At 66.0% G+C, this 15,913-nt stretch carries 14 protein-coding genes; 4 read left to right on the forward strand and 10 right to left on the reverse strand.

The window, feature by feature from the left end; translation table 11 throughout:
• Positions 1-44: 44 nt before the first annotated feature.
• The 6 genes from ABIC94_RS02095 to ABIC94_RS02120 form a co-directional block, all read right to left on the reverse strand.
• Positions 45-944 (reverse strand): pirin family protein, encoded by a 900-nt coding sequence (locus ABIC94_RS02095; RefSeq protein WP_354370954.1) that lies wholly within the window; start codon positions 942-944, stop codon positions 45-47.
• A 67-nt stretch (positions 945-1,011) separates the two neighbouring features.
• The gene (locus ABIC94_RS02100) at positions 1,012-1,764 is read right to left on the reverse strand and encodes a GNAT family N-acetyltransferase (protein ID WP_354370956.1); all 753 of its coding nucleotides are present in this window, start codon (positions 1,762-1,764) and stop codon (positions 1,012-1,014) included.
• Entirely contained in the window at positions 1,761-2,957 is a 1,197-nt protein-coding gene (locus ABIC94_RS02105) for a biosynthetic peptidoglycan transglycosylase (protein ID WP_354370958.1), read from the reverse strand. The genes ABIC94_RS02100 and ABIC94_RS02105 overlap by 4 nt, the downstream gene beginning before the upstream one ends.
• A 79-nt stretch (positions 2,958-3,036) precedes the next feature.
• Positions 3,037-3,606, reverse strand: a complete 570-nt coding sequence (locus tag ABIC94_RS02110) for a hypothetical protein (RefSeq protein WP_354370960.1) — start codon at positions 3,604-3,606, stop codon at positions 3,037-3,039.
• Positions 3,587-4,516, reverse strand: a complete 930-nt coding sequence (gene xrtQ / locus ABIC94_RS02115) for an exosortase Q (RefSeq protein WP_354370962.1) — start codon at positions 4,514-4,516, stop codon at positions 3,587-3,589. The genes ABIC94_RS02110 and xrtQ overlap by 20 nt, the downstream gene beginning before the upstream one ends.
• 21 nt (positions 4,517-4,537) lie before the next feature.
• Positions 4,538-6,607 carry a VIT and vWA domain-containing protein gene (locus ABIC94_RS02120; protein WP_354370964.1) on the reverse strand — a complete coding sequence of 690 codons (2,070 nt, stop codon included), beginning with the start codon at positions 6,605-6,607 and terminating at the stop codon, positions 4,538-4,540.
• A 207-nt stretch (positions 6,608-6,814) separates the two neighbouring features.
• Here ABIC94_RS02120 and creD point away from each other — a divergent pair, with 207 nt between their 5' ends.
• The 3 genes from creD to ABIC94_RS02135 all read left to right on the forward strand — a co-directional run bounded on the left by creD (position 6,815) and on the right by ABIC94_RS02135 (position 11,473).
• The gene (gene creD, locus ABIC94_RS02125; RefSeq protein ID WP_354370965.1) at positions 6,815-8,311 is read left to right on the forward strand and encodes a cell envelope integrity protein CreD; all 1,497 of its coding nucleotides are present in this window, start codon (positions 6,815-6,817) and stop codon (positions 8,309-8,311) included.
• Positions 8,312-8,352: 41 nt separating this feature from the next.
• Entirely contained in the window at positions 8,353-10,743 is a 2,391-nt protein-coding gene (locus tag ABIC94_RS02130) for a penicillin-binding protein 1A (protein ID WP_354370967.1), read from the forward strand.
• Between the two features lie 124 nt (positions 10,744-10,867).
• Positions 10,868-11,473, forward strand: a complete 606-nt coding sequence (locus ABIC94_RS02135; protein ID WP_354370969.1) for a hypothetical protein — start codon at positions 10,868-10,870, stop codon at positions 11,471-11,473.
• A gap of 19 nt (positions 11,474-11,492) precedes the next feature.
• Here ABIC94_RS02135 and creC read toward each other — a convergent pair whose 3' ends face one another.
• A complete protein-coding gene (gene creC / locus ABIC94_RS02140; RefSeq protein WP_354370971.1) occupies positions 11,493-12,935 on the reverse strand; it encodes a two-component system sensor histidine kinase CreC in 1,443 nt (480 codons plus the stop codon).
• Positions 12,932-13,717, reverse strand: a complete 786-nt coding sequence (creB, locus tag ABIC94_RS02145; RefSeq protein ID WP_354370973.1) for a two-component system response regulator CreB — start codon at positions 13,715-13,717, stop codon at positions 12,932-12,934. Before creB ends, creC begins: the two co-directional genes overlap by 4 nt.
• 567 nt (positions 13,718-14,284) lie before the next feature.
• On the opposite strand from creB, the gene ABIC94_RS02150 reads away from it, so the two are divergent.
• Positions 14,285-15,229 (forward strand): YcjF family protein, encoded by a 945-nt coding sequence (locus tag ABIC94_RS02150; protein ID WP_354370974.1) that lies wholly within the window; start codon positions 14,285-14,287, stop codon positions 15,227-15,229.
• A gap of 15 nt (positions 15,230-15,244) precedes the next feature.
• On the opposite strand, the gene cueR is transcribed toward ABIC94_RS02150, so the two are convergent.
• Together cueR and ABIC94_RS02160 are read right to left on the reverse strand one after the other, a co-directional pair.
• The gene (gene cueR / locus ABIC94_RS02155; protein WP_354370975.1) at positions 15,245-15,649 is read right to left on the reverse strand and encodes a Cu(I)-responsive transcriptional regulator; all 405 of its coding nucleotides are present in this window, start codon (positions 15,647-15,649) and stop codon (positions 15,245-15,247) included.
• A complete protein-coding gene (locus tag ABIC94_RS02160) occupies positions 15,646-15,840 on the reverse strand; it encodes a heavy-metal-associated domain-containing protein (protein ID WP_354370976.1) in 195 nt (64 codons plus the stop codon). Before ABIC94_RS02160 ends, cueR begins: the two co-directional genes overlap by 4 nt.
• Positions 15,841-15,913 lie beyond the last annotated feature (73 nt).

Raw genomic sequence — 15,913 nt, forward strand, 5'->3', positions numbered from 1 at the left:
GCCTGCGACTACATGCCGGTCCGTCGCAAACCCAATCGCTACCGCTACCCGTCGAACTTGCCGTTCTGGAAGTCGTGCACGGCCTGCTTCACCTCTTCCTGCGTGTTCATCACGAAGGGCCCGTACTGCGCGATGGGCTCGCCCAGCGGCTTGCCGGCAATCAGCAGCGCGCGCGCCGGGCTGTGGTTGGTCGCACCCGCGCGCAGCACCAGGCCGTCGCTGCCCAGGTCGTTCGCAAGAATGGCCATGCGGCGCGTGGGCACCTCGCTGCCGGCAACCCACAGCGATTCGCGGTACACGTACACCAGCGCGTTGTGATCGTCCGGCAAGGGCTGGGCAAACTCGGCGCCGGGCGGCAGGCTGATGTCGAGATAGAGGGGTTCGGTGTGCTCGCGCCGCACCGCGCCTTCGATGCCGTGGCTTTCGCCGGCGATCACGCGCACGTGCACGCCCGCGGCGGTGGTGTATTCGGGAATTTCTTCGCTCTGGATGTCGCGATACCAGGGCTCGCGCATCTTGTCCTTGGCCGGCAGGTTGAGCCAGAGCTGAAAGCCCTCCATCAGGCCTTCTTCCTGTTCGGGCAACTCGCTGTGAACCAGCCCGCGGCCGGCCGTCATCCATTGCACGCCGCCGTTTTGCAGCAGTCCCTCGTGGCCCGCGCTGTCCCGGTGGCGCATGCGGCCCGCGATCATGTAGGTCACGGTTTCGAAGCCCCGGTGCGGATGGTTGGGAAAGCCGCCGACGTAGTCGCCCGGGTTGTCGCTGCCGAAGGAGTCGAGCATCAGGAAGGGGTCGAGCCTTTTCTGCAGCGGCTGCTGCAGCACGCGGGTGAGTTTGACGCCGTCGCCATCGCTGGTGGAAACACCGGCCACGATGTGGTCGATGCCGCGCGGCGTGGCCACGGGATCTGTGGGGTGGTTGGCGTGGTGGTTTGCGTTCATCATGCAGCCATGGTGGCACTAACGACCCGACCGCGCCACCCGTGGGGGTGCAGGTTTTAGGTTAGCGCAGTCAGCGCGGCCACTGCTGCCGCTGCCAGTAGCGGTACTGCCACTGCGTGGAAAACCCGGCTCGCCGGTAGAGTGCATGGGCCGGCATGTTGTGTGCATCGACCTGCAGGAACACGCTTTCGAAGCCGCGTTCGAGCGCGGCCTGCGCCAGGCCGGCCAGCACGCGCCCGGCCAGGCCCCGTCCGCGCTGCGACTGCTCGGTTCGCATGCCGTGAACGCTGGCCCATCCATGGCCGAAGGCCATGGCGCCTGCCGCAACGGTGCGACGGCCCTCGCGCACGCTGGCATAGAGCGAACCCTTGGCGCGGGACAGCGCCCGCACGCGGTGGGCACCGTCCACCGGATCGAAGCCCTCTCCGAGGAACAGCGTGGCCCAGGCGTCGTCGGGCGCGGGATCGACATCGGCCAACGCTGCATCGGCCGCCGCCACCTGGCGCATGCGCCGTGCGGTGCCGAGCTGTACGCAGGTGGGTGAATCTCCCATGTAGTGCCGCTGCTCCAGCTCGGCCCGCAGCGCATCGAAGCAGGGCAGGTCGGCCAGGCGAAATGCGGGCACGACATGATGGCTGTCGTAGCGGTCTTCGATGCGGTCGAGGGTGCTGTCGCTCACCGCTTCGCGGTGCAGCGGAACGGCCGACCTGGCGCGCTTGACGGTGCCGTCGTCGAAGGGGAGCAGCCAGCCGTCGAGCTCCTCGACGGCCAGGGGCGACACGGCGGCGACCGTGGCGCGCTCGATGGCCTCGACCTCGTTCATGGCACGGCCTCCGGCGCCGTGAACCTGGCCGCCGCCACGCCCTTGAGCAGCGACTCGCGCTGGTTGCGGCTGATGCCGCGCACGCTCTCGGCCACCCACTTGGTGCGGTCGGGGTCGATGCGGCCGTCGCGCCGCCATTGCTCGAGCACCGCTTGCGGCTTGTGCAGCATGGCCGCGAGCCACACGGCCTGCGCGGGCTCCAGGTTGCGCGCCGACCGCTTGAAATAGCGCCGCGCGGCGGCTTCGGCGCCGCACAGGTTGCCGCCCCAGGGTGCGTTGTCGAGATAAAGCTGCAGGATGCGCGCCTTGCCCAGGGTCTGCTCCATTTCGACTGCGTAGAGCAGTTCGCGCAGCTTGCGTTCCGCTGTGCGGTCGCTGCCGGTTACCAGCATCTTGGCGAGCTGCTGCGTCAGCGTGCTGCCGCCGCGCTTGGTCTGGCCGTCTTTCTGGTTGTTGTCGATCGAAGCGACGATTTCCGTCAGGTCGTAGCCGGGGTGGGTGAAGAAGCGCTGATCCTCGGCCGCGATGACGGCCCGCGTCAGCCAGCTGTCGTTGGCCAGCTTCGAGGGCGCGCCGCAACTGGTGCGCGCGCCGAGCATGGCTTCGGTGCCCAGCCCTTCCACGGTGAACTGGCTGACAGTGGGAATGACCGCGAACGTGGCTTCGGGCAGCGCGATGTGCCCACGCAGCGCCAGCGTGCCGCCGATGCGGGCGCGCTGCAGTTCGGGCAGGTCGGGCGCGAGCACCGCATACCAGCGGGCGATGGGCGCGTCCTTGATGTCGGCACTGAGCTGCAGGCCCTTGGGCGCGAGGCGTCCTTCCCACTGGCCTTGGATTACGGCGTCGGCCCCGGCATTGCGAGGCGTGGCCGCGATGGTGCCGGCCAGCGTGTTGCCGTCACGCCTCACGGTGGCGACCAGGCCTTCGACCTGGATGGGCTGGGTGCCGAGCGCCGGAATTTCCACGCTGCAGGGCGCGCAGCGCATTTCGAGCATGCCGCCGGCGTCCTTCCAGGCGAAATGAACGGTGCCGAACCGGGTGTCGAGAGAGTGCCCGTCGAGCCGCGGTGCGAGCCAGGGAGAGGTGGCGAGGCGCACCGCCGTGGGTACGCCGACCTCCAGGCGCCATGGACCGATCTTGACGGTGCCGGCCCACTCGCCCGCCGCGGGTGCAAGCCCGAATTTGACTATCAAAAAGATAGCCAGACATGCTGTCGCTACGAGGGCCAACAGCGCATACATCAAAGAACGCAGGATCTTGTTCACACAACTCTCACAAGGGTCTCGCCACCGTGACGGCTTGCCACGGACCGGTCGACTTCCCGCTGGCCGCCGCCCAGTACCAAGCTGAAGTGTCGGTGAAAGCCGTGCCTTCGGCATCGACGATGCGCTCACAAACCCGGAACTTTTGCGCACCGTGCCGTTGCGCAACAAAACAGCGCCACAAACGCTCCTGCGCATCGCGTTCCAGCCGCGCCTGCTCGATGCGATAGCCGAGCGCGCGGTAGCAGTCGGCGGCCGGATGAAGCATGCGCGTTGGCGTATTCACCGCGCGCATCACGATCATCTGCGCGCCATCGGTCATGCGGCCGATGGCGCCCGGAAAGCGGTCTGCAAAGCGCTGCTCGACTTCGCCGAGCGCCATCGGCCGCAGCGGAACACCGTCCCATTCGCGCGGCCATTCATGCGATGCCGCGGCCGCCACGGGTTCTTGCGGCGCGCGCAGCGCGGCGGCGGTCGACCACAGCAGGCACAACAGCATCGCGAGCGCAAACGCCGTCTTGTAGCCGATGCGGTTGATGAAGTGATTAGCGAAAAAGCTTTCAAAGAACCGTGTCGACATGGCGGCCTCCCTGCACAGTGATCATTCCGGGAATGGGTTGGTCGGCAAAGCCGGCAACCGTGCGTTCCGGCACCATCAGGCGGGCGATGGCGCCGCACACGACGGCCAGGACCAGCAGCCCCAACGTGTTGTGCGCCCACGGCGCCAGCGGTTGGCCCGCGCCTTCGAACGCGATCAGAACGCTGTTTCGCAGGATGTTGCCGCCCAGCACCAGCAGGCCGACCATCGGCAGCCGGCGCAGAAAGCTGCGGTCGCTGCGCCGGGCCCAGAGCGCCACCGCGCAGGCCGTGAAGTAGCCGAGCCACACCATCTGCACACCCGAACACGGCGCATCGACGATGACCAGCCGCCCGTCGACCACCAGGCTGCTGCCCTCGCGCGCCACGTCGAAGCCCGGGGCCAGCAGCCAGCGGCTCGCTTCGGCCGTGACCACGCGCAGCGGATAGCCCGCATAGAACTGCAGCGACGACAGCAGCGGCAAGGCCAGCACCGCGAGCCCGACGACCGGCAATGCGGCCACGCGCCGCGGCAGGAAGGCCAGCAAGCCGCACGCCAGCGCCAGCACCGCCACCAGGCCCGCCGCGAGCGGGGGCAGGGCAGGCAAGGCGCCGAGCCCGGTGCGCAGCAGCGTCGCCAGCAAGGTGCCGGCGCCCGCCAAAGCCAGCCAGCCCAGCCGCGGCGCGGCGCGCAGCTCGCGCCGCCGCTGCCAGGCCAGCGCAGCCAATGCGGCCAATGCCAGCAGGCCCAGTGGATCGTCGGAGCCATCGCGCATGCGCTGGACCATCCAGGCCCACGTCGGCGCGAGCGCGGCGAACTGCAGTGCGAGCCAGAAGGCGGCCGGTGCGCGGTCGATGTGAATGCCCCAATCCACGATGCGCGGATGGCGGTGGGCAAGTGCGGCCAATGACATTTCTTTTTCCTTCTCGCACGCTCAGGCCGTGAAGCGGCGCGGATCGTGGCGCCGTGCGCGGCGGCGCAGCATGGCGAGCATCGACAGCACCACGGCAATGGCGCCCAGGGTTTCAGGCTCCGGCGTGCTCGGCACCTCGGCACCGAGCGCGAGTTCGCTCACGCCTTGCGGCAACGGCAGCGGCTGGTTCACGTCCACGCTGTTTTGCGGCGCGAGGTTACGCACCACCTTGTCGACGGCGATGAAGCTGGTGTACTGCGTCAGCAGGCTGTACTTCAGGCCGAGCTCGGTGATGCGTTCCTTGAAGGCGGTGCCGCCCTCGAGCGTTTCCTGGTCGCTCAGGCTCTGGATGCGGTGGCGCGCCCACAGTGTGCGCAGCGCGGCGGTGTCCTGGCGCAACTGCGGGTCGATGCGCAGTTCCTGGCGGTAGGGGCCGCTGGCGCCCTGGCCTTCGACGATGACGCGGCCCCGGGCTTTGCCTTCGGCATCCGCGCGCCACTTGCCGAACACGATCACCGGGCGTTCGCCGAGCACGTCGGGCAGCGCCTGGGGTTCCACGTCGTACACGTCCAGCCCGCCGAAAGTGAGCTTCACGTTCGTGAGCACGGGCGACTCCACCATGCGGCGGAAGCGCGCGGCCTGCTCAGGCGCCTGGATCGGGTCGGTGATGATGAAGGGCTCGCCCATGCCGGCACGTGCAATGCCGTCCATCAGGCTGCGGTTCACCGACGAGCCGATGCCGAAGGCAAACACATTGGCCTTGGAGAGGTTCTTGCGCACCAGCTCGAAAGCCTCGCGTTCCACGCTCACGTAGCCGTCCGTCACCAGCACCACGGTGCGCGACACGTTCTCTTCCTTCGGCTCGGCGTAGACGCGCTTGAGCGCAGGAATGAGTTCGGTGCTACCGCTGCCGCTGTAGTTCTGGATGGTGGCGAGCGCCTGCTCGATGTTGGCGCGCGTGGCCGGCACCGACTTGGGCGAGAGCATCTTGTTGCTGCCCGAGAACAGCAGCACGTTGAAGGTGTCGCTCGGCCGCAGCCCGCCGATCAGGCGCTCGAGCACCGTCTTGGCGGTGTCGAGCGGAAAGCCGTGCATCGAGCCCGAGATATCGACCACGAAGATGTAGTCGCGCGGCGAAATGGCGCTGGCGGCCACCGCCTTCGGCGGCTCGACCATCGCGAGGAAGAAGTTTTCTGCGTTCTCGCCCTGGCCCTTGTAGAGCATCAGGCCCGATTCGATTTTTTCGCCCGCAAGGCGGTAGTCGAGCACGAAGTCGCGGTTGTCCGCGGGGCGGCCGTCGGCCGTGAGCACGACGTCGGCATGCCGGTCTTCATCGCTCTTCTTCACCTCGATGGCGTGGGTGGACGAGCGCACCTCCTTCAGGCCCATGGGCGTGTCGATGCTGGCCTTGAGCCTGAAGCCGGTGTTCGGCGCCACGCCCGCGCGCAGCGTGGGCTGCGCCACCCATTTGGCCTGGGCGTTCTCCGACTGCGGGCTGTTGTAGCGCGGCCCCACCACCGTGGGAAACACGAACGCGTAGTTGCCCGACTGCGGTACCAGCAGCTCGGTGTAGCGCAGTTCCACCTTCACCTCGTCGCCGGGCAGGATGTTGGCAACGTTCATCTGGAACACGTTGGGCAGGTGCTGCTCGAGCAGCGCGGCCGTCTTGCCCTCCTTCTTGGCGGTGTCGTATTCGATCTGCGCCTGCTGCTTCTCGCGGATCTGCGCGGTGATCAGGCGATCGGCCAGGCGCACGTTGAGGCCGCTCACCGCAGCCTTGGTCGAGCCGGGGAAAACATACTTCGCCTCGATCGCACGCTGGCCTTCGTTGCGATAGGTCTGCGTCACGGTCACGTCGGCAATGACGCCCGAGATCTTCACTGCCACTTCAGTTCCCTTGAGCGGCAGGCGGTCGACCGAGGGGTCGTCGCTCTTCACGAAGAAATACGGGCTCTCGGTCTTCAGACGCGGGCCGGGTGCTTCCTGCGCATGCACGGGGTGCACGCTGAGCGCGACGAAGCCCGCGGTGGCCAGGCTCACGGTAGCGAGCCAGAGCCAGCGGCCGGGGCGGGTGGAGATTTGGGCGTCCATGGCGGTGTGGGGTGGGTGTCCGTGCGAACTTGCACAGCCGCAACTGTCACCGCCGCGCGAGAAGGAAATTGGAAGGCTGCTTGAAGTCCGGCACCCCGGTTGCAGCCTTGTGTGAAGCCTGTGTGAAGTCCGCCGGCGGCCCCGCTTCACACAGCCTTCGGGTCGCGCGGCGAGCATCGCCGCTTCGTTATCGAAGAGGAGAAAAACATGTTCCAGTTGTTCAAGGCCCTGCAGAGTTCCATGCTGGTCAGGGTGGCCGGGCTGCTGATGCTCACGCTGTTGCTGTGCATTCCGCTGGCCGAGATCAATTCGATCAACCGCGAGCGCGGCCGCAGCCAGCGCGAGGCGGCCGAGGAGCTTGCCGCCACCTATGCGAGCGCGCAGACCATGGTCGGCCCGGTGCTGCTGGTGCCGTATGTGGAGCGCTGGATGGAGCCGCTGCGCAATGCGCAAGGCAAGGTGATCGGCCAGGAGGCGCGCAGCAAGGAAATGGCCCACGCGGTGTTTCCCGACAAGCTGCACATCGAAGGTTCGATGACGCCGCACGAGCGCTATCGCGGCATCTTCAAGATTCCGTTCTACACGCTCAACGCCACGCTCGGCGGCGGTTTTGCAGCCTTCGACCCCAAGTCCGTGGCGCACAGCGAAGCCGATTCCCGCATCGAGTTCAAGGCACCTTTCGTCGTGTTCTACGTGAGCGACCTGCGCGGGCTCGACGGTTCGCCTTCCATCGCGATGAACGGCGAGGGCCTGCGTTTCAAGCAGCGCGTGCCCGGCCTGGGGGACGACAGCTGGCTGGCCGATGGCGTCCACGCACCGCTCACCGGCGCCGCGCTCGCCGCATGGGAATCGAAGGCGCCGCTGCCTTTCGAGATGAAGCTCGGCCTCGTGGGCCAGGACACGCTCTCGATGGTGCCGATTGCCGAAGAAACCACCGCCCACCTCATCTCGCCATGGGCGCACCCGAGTTTCGGCGGCCGCTTTCTCGCCACCCAGCGCGCGGTGACACCGCAGGGCTTCGATGCGCACTGGCGCGTGTCGTCGCTGGTGACCTCGGCGCGCGAACAGGTGCGCGCCGGACTGTCGGACCGCGACGATCGCAGCGCCGCTGCCACCGCCACTGCTGCTGCCACGGCCGCCGCGGCAACAGTCGGCCATGCGCCGCGCAACCTCGGCCCGCTGCAGACCTTCGACGTGTCGCTCGCACAGCCCATCAACGTGTATTCGATGAGCACGCGCGCCGGCAAGTACGGTGCGCTCTTCATCGGCCTGGTGATCATGGCCGCCTTCATGTTCGAGCTGTTCCGCAGGCAGCGCATGCACCCGGTGCAATACGGCCTGGTCGGCCTGTCGATCGCGCTGTTTTTCCTGCTGCTGCTGGCCTTGTCCGAGAAGCTGGCCTTCTGGCTGGCCTATGCCAGTGCGGCCGGCGCAAGCGTGCTGCTGCTCGGTATTTATTTCAGCGCGGTTTTGCAAAGCTGGAAACGCGGAGCGGGCTTCGGGGCCTATGTCGCGGTACTCTATGGCGCGCTCTACGGCCTGCTGGCATCGGAAAGCAATGCCCTCCTGCTCGGCGCCCTGCTGACATTCGGCATGCTGACGGTGCTGATGCTCGCCACGCGCAAGGTCGACTGGTATGCGCTGTCGGCCGGGAACCCCCGAACGCCCGAGCCGGTCTTACCCGATGCGGCCGCGTCCGTGTAACCGACGCTACGGACTGTTTTTTTCCTTACTTATTGATCTCCATGGACGATTCCTCTCCTTCCACCGAACCGGCGCGCTCCGAGCGTTCGATGCGGCTGCGGCGCATTGCGCGGTGGAGCGCCATCGTGGGCGGTTCCGCCGCGCTGGTGCTGCTGGTGGCCGCCGGCGTGGCGGTGGCCATCATCTATCCGCGGCTGCCCGACATTTCCGAGCTTGCCGACTACCGGCCCAAGCTGCCTTTGCGCGTGTATTCGGTCGAAGGCACGCTCATCGGCGAATTCGGCGAAGAGCGCCGCACGCTCACGCCCTTTGCCAACATTCCGAAGGTCATGAAAGACGCCGTGCTGGCCGTGGAAGACGCGCGCTTCTATGGCCATGGCGGCGTCGACTACAAGGGCTTCGTGCGTGCAGCGGTGGCCAGCCTGAAAGGCGGCCGCAAGCAGGGCGCTTCCACCATCACCATGCAGGTAGCGCGCAATGTGTACCTCAGCTCGGAACGCACGCTGAGCCGCAAGACCTATGAAATCTTGCTGGCCCTGCGGCTCGAGCAGCAACTCACGAAGGATCAGATTCTCGAGATCTACCTGAACCAGATCTATCTCGGCAACCGGGCCTATGGTTTTGCGGCCGCCTCCGAGGCGTATTTCGGCAAGCCGCTGCAGAACATCACCATGGCCGAAGCCGCCATGCTGGCCGGCCTGCCGAAGGCGCCCGGTGCCAACAATCCGGTGGCCAACCCGCGCCGTGCCCGCGCGCGCCAGCTGTACGTGATCGACCGCATGCAGGAAACCGGCTTCATTACCGCCGAGCAGGCGGCTGAAGCCAAGAAGGAAGAGTTGCACCTGCGCGATGCCGCCGACCCGAACCGGCTGCATGCCGAGTACGTGGCCGAGACGGTGCGCCAGATGATGTACGCGCAATACGGCGACAGCATCTACACCAGCGGCATGAAGGTCTACACCTCGCTGGTCGCAGCCGACCAGGCCGCAGCCTACAGGTCGCTTCGCAAGGGCATCATGGACTACGAGCGGCGCCAGCCCTATCGCGGGCCCGAGCGTTTCGTCGATCTGCCGAACGATCAGAAGGAAGCCGACGAGGCGGTGGACGATGCGCTGGCCGAGCACCCCGACAACGGCGACGTGATGGCTGCGGTGGTGCTGGAGGCCAACAGCAAGGAGATCAATGCGGTGCGCGCCAACGGCGAAACCGTGCAGATCACCGGCGAAGGCCTGCGGCCCGCGCAATCGGGCCTTGCCGCGAAGGCGCCGCCCCACATCAAGATCCGCCGCGGCGCGGTGATCCGCGTGGCGAAGACGCCCAAAAACACCTGGGAAATCACGCAGCTGCCCGAGGTCGAAGGTGCGTTCATCGCCATGGACCCGCGCACCGGTGCCATCAAGTCGCTGGTGGGCGGCTTCGATTTCGGCAAGAACAAGTTCAACCACGTCACACAGGCCTGGCGCCAACCGGGCTCCAGCTTCAAGCCGTTCATCTATTCGGCCGCGCTCGAGAAAGGCTTCGCGCCGGCGACCATCGTGAACGACGCGCCACTGTTCTTCGAGCCGAGCACGCCGGGCGGCCAGCCTTGGGAACCGAAGAATTTCGATGGCGGCTTCGAAGGGCCGATGCCGCTGCGCACCGCATTGATGAAATCGAAGAACCTGGTGACGATTCGGCTGCTGCAATCCATCGGCGCGCCGTATGCGCAAGACTGGATCACGAAGTTCGGCTTCGACAAGGACAAGCATCCCGCCTACCTGCCGATGGCGCTCGGCGCGGGCTCGGTCACGCCGATGCAGATGGCCACCGCCTACTCGGTGTTTGCCAACGGCGGCTACCGCGTCAATCCGTATCTCGTCACGCGCGTGACCGACCTGCGGGACAAGGTGCTGCTCGAAACCGAACCGCCGGTGCTCGACGAAACCCGCCGTGCCATTCCCGAGCGCAATGCCTTCATCATGGATTCGCTGCTGCAAAGCGTGGTGAAGGGCGGCACCGCCGCGCGTGCCTCCCAGGCGCTCAAGCGCGACGACCTGTTCGGCAAGACCGGCACCACCAACGATTCGTTCGACACCTGGTTCGCGGGCTTCCAGCCCACGACGGTGGGCATTGCATGGATCGGCTACGACACGCCGCGCCAGCTCGGCGTGCGCGGCGAAACCGGCGGCAGCCTGAGCCTGCCGATCTGGATCGGCTACATGCAGACGGCGCTCAAGGGCGTGCCGGTCAGCAAGATTCCGGAGCCGGCGGGTGTCGTCAATATCGACGGCGAGTGGTACTTCGACGACTTCACGCCGGGACACAGCGTGGCGAGCCTGGGCCTGGAGAACACCGAGGCACCGCCGCCACCGGCGGAAGAACTCTCCGGCGTGCCGCTGGGCCCGCCGCCGCCGCCCGAGGAGCGCAACCGCATCCTCGAATTCTTCCGATAGCCGAGCGGGGGCAGGGATGAGGTGCCGCAGCGCAGAACAGCGCGTTGCGAAGGTGGGATGAAGCGGAGCGGTTCCGGGTCTCTACACTCGGTGCTGCCTTTCGCTTCACCTTCTCCACGCTCTCATGGAAATTCTTACCCTGGTGACGTTGCTCGTCATCGGCGCCTACATCCTCAATTCCAGGGACCAGCGCCGGCGCATCGCGCTGCTCGGAAGCCATCTCGGCAAGTACCAGATCGAAAACCTGATGGAGACCCTCACCCAGGGGTACCTGCGCTGCCTCGGCGAAGACGACGCCGAGCGGCGCCAGCAGATCTGGAGCTTGCTCGATTCCACCGAGGAAAAGCTCTCGGGCCAGTTCGACAGCTTTGCCGCCGAGTTCGCACGCGTCAGCGCGGCGGATGCACGCGTGAGCAAGCTGCCGTTCGCCATTCCCTTCGCGCACCAGCTGTTCCCGGCCGCCACCTTCGACCTGCGGGAAGCGCTGGTGATCCATGCGCGTGGCATTGCCGAAGTGATGCACAACGAATCGGGCCGCACGCCGAAGGCCAAGGCCTTCACCATGTCGGCCGAACTGTTCCTCATGCAGCACACCTGCCACTGGTTCTGCAAATCGAAAACCGTGGCGTCGGCGCGCATGCTGGCGCGGCACAAGACCTCTTACGAGCAACTGCTCGATGCGGTGAGCCCCGGAACGCGCAGGGCGTACGGCGTGCTCATCGGCCGGTAACCCGCGCCGCAGCCTCTGCTCAGTGATGTGACGACAGAAGCGGCAGCGTGAGCGTGGCCACCGCGCCGCCGCGGGCCGCATTGCCGAGCTCGATGCGTCCGCGGTGCAGCGCGGCAATCTCTTTCACGAAGGCCAGCCCAAGCCCGGTGCTCTTCTTCTGGCTGTGCGGCCGCGCCAGCGAATAGAACTTCTGAAAGACTTTTTCCTGCGCGTACTCCGGAATGCCTGGACCGCGGTCGCGCACCGTCACGCGCGCAAGCTTCGAGGTGGTCTCCAGCGTGAGCAGCACCTCGCTGCCCTCCGGTGAAAAATCGATGGCATTGTCGAGCAGGTTGCTGATGGCGCGCCGTAGCAGGAACGGATCGCCCTCGGTGCTGGCCTCGGTACGGATGTTCACTTGCACGCCGATGTTGCGCTTGGCCGCCGCGGGCTGCGCGCTGAGGGCGATGTCCTCGATCAGCGAAGCCAGCGCCACGGGCTCCGTGCGGTCGAGCCCGTGGCGGGTTTCCAGCGCGGTGAGCTCCATCATGCGGTCGACGATTTCCTGGATGCGCTGCGTTTCGCGCTCGATGTTCTTCAGGAAGCGCTCGCGCTCCGCGTGCGGCATCGAGGGTTCCTGCAGCAGCTCGGCGGCGCCGCGAATCGCCGAAAGCGGGCTCTTCACTTCATGCGTGAAGGTCTGCACGTAGTCGGCCACGTAGTTGCGGCCGGTGAGCGCATCGCGCATTTCGCTGAAGCCGGTACGCACCGCATCGACCGCGCGCCGCGCCATGCGCGAAAGGCTCAGGGTGCGCTGGGCGCGCACCCATTTCCAGTAGTCCGAAATCAGCCCGAACGGCCGCACCAGCCAGACCGAGACGATCACCGCCAGCAGCAGCAGCGCCAGGCCCGAACCCACGCCCACCCACAGGGTGCGGGCGCGTGCGTCTTCCACGAACTGGCCGAAGCTCTGCACCGGCTTGCCGACGCTGACCATGCCGACGATTTCGTTGTTCCAGCGGATCGGCGCGCCCACGTACATCACCGAGGTGCGCGGGTCGCCGTCGACATCGCGCGAGGTGCGCGCGCCGTAAAGCCCGGCGAGCGTGCGGTTCACGTCGCTCCACTGCGAATAGTCGACGCCCAGGTGCCTGCCGAGCGAATCGAACATCACGCGGCCGTTGCGGTCGGTCACGTACACGCGCAGTTCGACCCGGTTCTTGTGCAGGTTGTAGATCTGGGCCGAAAACTCGCGTGCGTACACGGAGCGGAACAGCGGCTCGAGCCGCGCGGTGTTGATGGCGCCCGCGATCACGTCCTGCTCGACCAGGCTGGCGATGAGTTGCGAGGTTTCGACCAGCGACTCTTCGGCCGATTCGCGGTAGCGCGGATCGATGTCCGACACCACGCGGTAAAGCAGGAACGCGATGCCCGCCGTGTAGATCAGCAGGATGCCGATGAAGATTCGTGTGCGCCGGCTCACGACGCACTGAGAGGCAGTTCTTCGTTCAGCGCATAGCCGGTACCGCGCAGCGTGCGGATCGGCTCGACGTCGGGCGCCACGGCCTTGAGCTTGGCGCGCAGGGTTTTCACGTGTGCATCGACGGTGCGGTCGAAGCTGTCGCTCGCGTCATCCCAGACCAGCTGCAGCAGTTCGTCGCGCGTGAAAACGCGGCCCGGCCGCTGCACCAGCAGCCGGAGCAGCCCGTATTCGTAGCGCGAGAGCTCGAGCAGGCGTCCGTAGTAGCGGATCTGCATGCGCTCGTTGTCCAGCGCAAACGGCATTGCGGGGGGTTGAGAGCTCGCTGGAGCCGCCGCGCCCGGATTTTGAGGGGGACCCCCGTTGTTCGTCCCCACGGGACCTCCAGGGGCCGCTCGTGCGCTGCGCCGCAGGATGGTGCGCACCCGCGCCACCAGTTCGCGTGGAGAAAAGGGCTTGGCGATGTAGTCGTCGGCACCGAGCTCCAGCCCCACCACGCGGTCGATTTCGTCGCTTCTCGCGGTGAGAAACAGCATCGGCACTTCGGCGCCGCCTTGCGACTGGTTGAGCGCGCGCAGGCGCTTGAACAGCTCGAAGCCGTTGAGGTCGGGCAGGCCGACATCCAGGATGGCCAGCGCCGGCGGCTCCTGCGCGAACTGCGCGATGGCTTCCTCGGCTGTTGCGCACCAGACCGGCGTGAAGCCATCGCTCTTCAGGACGTACTGCAGCGTGTCGGCAATGCCCGATTCGTCTTCGGCGATCAGGATCCGGGGTTTGAAACTCATCCCCGGATGTTAGCGAGGGGGCGCCGTTCGGCGAGGCTGGTTTTCGTTCGTGGTGCCACGAACACGGCGCGGCCGTTCACGGCCTTTTTTTCGGGCGCAGCTTTGACTCCGTATCTTCTTCTTATCTCTCTTATTCAAATTAGTAGTAGTAGATAAGGGCGGCACCAGTCTGTGGACATGCCGGTTTTTCCCTTGCGTGACAGTCACTTGTCATACCTCTGTCACTGTGCGCAGCTGCGCTTCCGAGCTGTCGCGCCAAAAGGAACAACATTGCCCGGCGCGTCCGCCCTGTGGATAACCGCCTGCTTGTGCCAGAACTCTCCCCAGAGTTGTCCTTTGACAGGGTTCCGCAAATCTGCGAAAGACGGTTTTCGACGCAAGAAATTCATTGCCGTTTATTTAGGCAGACTGTAGATTTACCTTGTAGATCAAGGACTTAGCGTTCTCCTACAAGGAAGTGCCTGTGTTATCCACAGAGTTGCTCAAGCTTTGTGGGGAGAACCCGCGGCGGAACCTTCGCGCGCGATGCCGAACGAACTTGGTCCTTCAATCAGTGGAATTTCCAACGTGACACCTACCGAAACCAAGGCCATCGTGACGCTCAGCCTTCTGGCCGCCTTCGTCGACGGCGAAAAGCACGAGCGCGAACGCGCGGAAATCAAGCGCATTGCCGAAGGCCTTTCGCAGGCCGACGGCGTGAATCTGCCGACGCTCTACCAGGACGTCTTGATGAAGCGTGTCTCGCTGGCCTCGGTGGCCGGCGAGTTGCCAAGCACCGAATCGAAGCAGCTGGCCTATGAAATGGCGGTGTGCGTGTGCGATGCCGACGGCACGCAATCGGAGGCGGAGCGCATGTTCCTGGCCGACGTGCGCACTTCGCTCGGGCTCGATGCCTCGGCGGCGCAGTTTTCCCGGCAGGCGGAGGAAATTGCCGCGGTTCCGGTGGCGGCCACCGGTGCAGCGGTGGCACTGACGCCTGCTGCCGTGCAATCGCCCGACAGCGCCGAGCTCGACAAGTCGATTCTCAATGCGGCCATTCTCAACGGCGCGCTCGAGTTGCTGCCCGAGACGCTCTCGACCATGGCGATCATTCCGCTGCAGATGAAGCTGGTCTACCGCATCGGCAAAGCCCACGGCTATGAGCTCGACAGCGGCCACGTCAAGGATTTTCTGGCCACGGTCGGCGTGGGCCTGACCTCGCAGTACCTGGAACAGGCCGGGCGCAAGCTCCTCGGCGGGCTGCTCGGAAAAATGGGCGGCGGCATGTTGCGCGGCCTCGGCAACCAGGCGGTGAGCTCGGGCATGAGCTTCGCCTCGACCTATGCGCTCGGGCACGTGGCCAAGCGCTACTACGCCGGCGGCCGCACGCTCTCGGCGCAGATGCTGAAAGACACTTTTTCGGGCGTGGTGCAGGAAGGCAAGAGCCTGCAGACCCAGTACCTCCCGGCCATCCAGGAAAAGGCCCGCACCCTGGATGCCGGCAAAGTGCTGTCGCTGGTCAGAGGGGCCTGATCTTTTCGGGCGAGCCTATTTCGCCAAGTCGTCGAGAATGGGGCAGTCGGGGCGCGCGTCGCCGTGGCAGCAATGCACCAGGTGCGCGAGCGTGTTGCGCATCGACTGCATGTCGGCAATGCGCTGCTCCAGTTCGCCCAGGTGCTTCTGCGCCACCCGCTTCACGCTCGAGCTCGTACGCCGGCGGTTGTGCCACAGCCCCACGAGCTCGGCGATTTCTTCCATCGAGAAACCCAGGTCGCGCGAACGCTTGATGAAGCGCAGCGTGTGGATGTCGGCATCGCCATACTGGCGGTAGCCGCTTTCGGTGCGCGCCACCGCAGGCAGGAGGCCCAGGCCTTCATAGTGCCGCACCATGCGCGCCGAAACCCCGGAGAGCCGCGCGGCCTCACCGATGCTGACGGTACCGAAACTGCTCATTGCACCCTGTATCCGGCGTTTTCGATCGCGGCGACGATGTCCTGGCGAGGTTGCGTGCTCAGCACGTCGACGTGGCCCGTTTCGAGATCGACAGTGACCTGCGCTTCGGGATCGACGGTCTGCACCGCGTTTTGCACTGCGCTCACGCAATGGCCGCAGCTCATGCCCGAGACCTGGAATTTCTGGCTCATCGTGCTTGCTCCTGTTGAAGTTGAATGAAGAAGGCTGTCAGTTTGAACCTTCTCACGATGTCAACGTCCAGCG

Origin of the sequence: Variovorax paradoxus, assembly GCF_040544635.1 — a bacterium.
Taxonomy (GTDB): Bacteria; Pseudomonadota; Gammaproteobacteria; order Burkholderiales; family Burkholderiaceae_C; genus Variovorax; species Variovorax paradoxus_R.